Source organism: Bradyrhizobium sp. (genome assembly GCF_030654605.1).
GTDB lineage: Bacteria > Pseudomonadota > Alphaproteobacteria > Rhizobiales > Xanthobacteraceae > Bradyrhizobium.
Genome location: NZ_JAURXB010000210.1, coordinates 1 through 2422 on the forward strand (window position 1 = coordinate 1; position 2422 = coordinate 2422).

Consider the following 2422-nt stretch of genomic DNA (forward strand, 5'->3'; position numbering starts at 1 on the left):
GCGCCGACTGCGCGCTCGCCGTGATCGCCGCCGTCCGGGCGTAGCTGCCGTTGGCCGCGACGTCGACGAAGGTTTTGAGCTGTTTGATATCCATCGATTTGCGAAATGTGTTTTTGGCAATTCTGATTTATCTGATGTGACCATACCGCATGACGGAGGCGGCGGCTAGGCTCCGTGAATGGCAGCTTCCCCCACCAGCGCTCCCACGCCTGCTCCGACCGGTCCCTTGACGGGATTGCGGGTGCTCGACATCTCCACGGTCGTCGCCGGCCCGTTCGCGTCCGCCCTGCTCGGCGACCTCGGCGCCGAAGTGCTGAAAGTGGAAATGCCCGGGATCGGCGATGCGCTGCGCCGGCTGGCGCCGCACAAGGACGGCGTGCCGCTGTGGTGGAAGGTCACCAACCGCAACAAGAAGGGCATCACCCTCGATCTGCGCAAGCCGGACGGCAAGGAACTGCTCGGCCGCCTCGCTGCGGAGCATGACGTGCTGGTCGAGAATTTTCGCACCGGGACGCTGGACGAATGGGGCATCACCCGGGACTGGCTGCAGGCGATCAACCCGCGGCTGACCATCCTGCGCGTCACCGGGTTCGGCCAGACCGGGCCCTATCGCAACACCCCCGGTTTCGCCCGCGTGTTCGAGGCGATGAGCGGCTTTACCCGGATGTGCGGCGAGGAGGGCGGCACGCCGCTGCATCTCGGCTATCCGATCTCGGATGCGGTCGGTGGCCTGTTCGGCGCGATCGGCGTGCTCGCCGACCTCTATCGGCTGAAGAGCGATCCTTCGCTGCGCGGCCAGGAGATCGATTGCTCGGTCACCGAGGCGATGATGCGCACGCTGGATTTCCTCGCCATCGAATATGACCAGCTCGGCACGGTGCGGACGCAGAGCGGCAACCGCAGCCAGTACGCCGCGCCCGGCAATATCTACGCGACCTCGGACGGCAAGTGGGCCTCGATCGCGGCATCGACGCAAAGCATCTTCGAACGATTCTGCGCAGCGCTCGACCTGCGGGATCTGCTCGGCGATCCGCGCTTTGTCGATAATCCCGCACGGGTGAAAAACTGGCAGGCGATCGACGCCATCGTGCGCGAAGCCATCTCCCGCCTGACGTTGGACGATCTGCGCAGCCGCCTGCACGCGCATGAAGTCGGTTTCTCGCCGATCTACGACGCGGCCGATATCTTTGCCGATCCGCACTTCATCGCGCGCCAAACCATCGTCAGCGTGGCCGACGCCGAACTCGGCGATGTCAGGATGCAATGCGTGGTGCCGCGTTTCTCGGAAACCCCGGTTTCGGTGCGCCGCGCCGGTCCGGCGCTCGGCCAGCACAATGACGAGACCTATGGCGCGTTGGGATTGACGGCTCAGGAGATCGGACGGCTGCGCGCCGCCGGAACGATCTAGAACAAAAATCGAGGGAGGAGACGAGATGCGGGGCTTGCTGGTGGTTGTCACGGCGCTGGTCTTGAGCATGACCGGCGCGCGATCTGCCGATCTCACGCGCATTCTGGTCGGCTTCCCGCCGGGGCAGGCGACCGATCTGGTGGCGCGCCTGTTGGCCGAGCGGCTGGGTCCGGAACTGGGCGAAACCGTGATCGTGGAAAACCGGCCGGGCCAGGGCGGCAGCATTGTGCTCGCCTCATTGGCCCAGTCGCCCGCCGACGGCCATACCCTGGTGCTGGCGCCGCTGGCCTCGCTGGTGGTCAATCCGCATCTGTATAAATCCGTCGGCTACAACACGCGAAGGGATTTCGCGCCGGTGGCGCTGGTCGCCGATCTGCCGATGTTGCTGGTGGTCAATCCGGAGCTGCCGGTGAAGACCGTCGCCGAACTGATCGCCTATGCCAAGGCCAACCCGGAAAAACTCGCGCATCCCTCATCGGGCAACGGCACGCTGTCGCATCTCGGCATGGAAGTGTTCAAGCAGCGCGCCGGCATCACCATCCTGCATGTGCCCTATCGCGGCAGCGTGCCCGCGATGACCGACCTGATGACCGGGATCGTCGGCGTTGCCATGGACACCGTCGCCGTCACCGAACCGTTCATCCGCGGCGACAAGATGCGGCTGATCGCCAGCGCCTACGGCAAACGGGTCGCGGCCTTCCCCGATACCCCGACCGTGGCCGAGCAGGGCTTTGCGGAAGTCGACCTCTCGGCCTGGCTAGGCATTGTCGTACCCGCCGCGACGCCGAAGGCGCGGGTCGAACGTCTGGGGGCCGCGATCAACAGGATCATCCAGTCGCCCGAGATCGTCGCGAAGTTCACCGGTCTCGGCGCCATCCCGCGCGACGAGGGACCGGCGGCGTTCAGCGCCTTTCACGACAGCGAGGACGCGCGCTGGAGCGCGGTCGTCAAGGCCTCGGGCCTGCGGATCGAGTAGGGAATATTCCACCTTGGCAATCTCAATCCTGCTATCGG

Annotated in this window: 2 protein-coding genes; both read left to right on the top strand. The window is 65.6% G+C overall.

Annotated elements, in window-relative coordinates:
* Nucleotides 1–178 precede the first annotated feature (178 nt).
* Nucleotides 179–1408: a CaiB/BaiF CoA-transferase family protein gene (locus Q7U29_RS19365; protein WP_304744004.1), complete on the top strand. Its 1230-nt coding sequence runs from the start codon at nt 179–181 to the stop codon at nt 1406–1408.
* Between the two features lie 25 nt (nt 1409–1433).
* Nucleotides 1434–2384: a tripartite tricarboxylate transporter substrate binding protein gene (locus Q7U29_RS19370; RefSeq protein ID WP_304744006.1), complete on the top strand. Its 951-nt coding sequence runs from the start codon at nt 1434–1436 to the stop codon at nt 2382–2384.
* Nucleotides 2385–2422 lie beyond the last annotated feature (38 nt).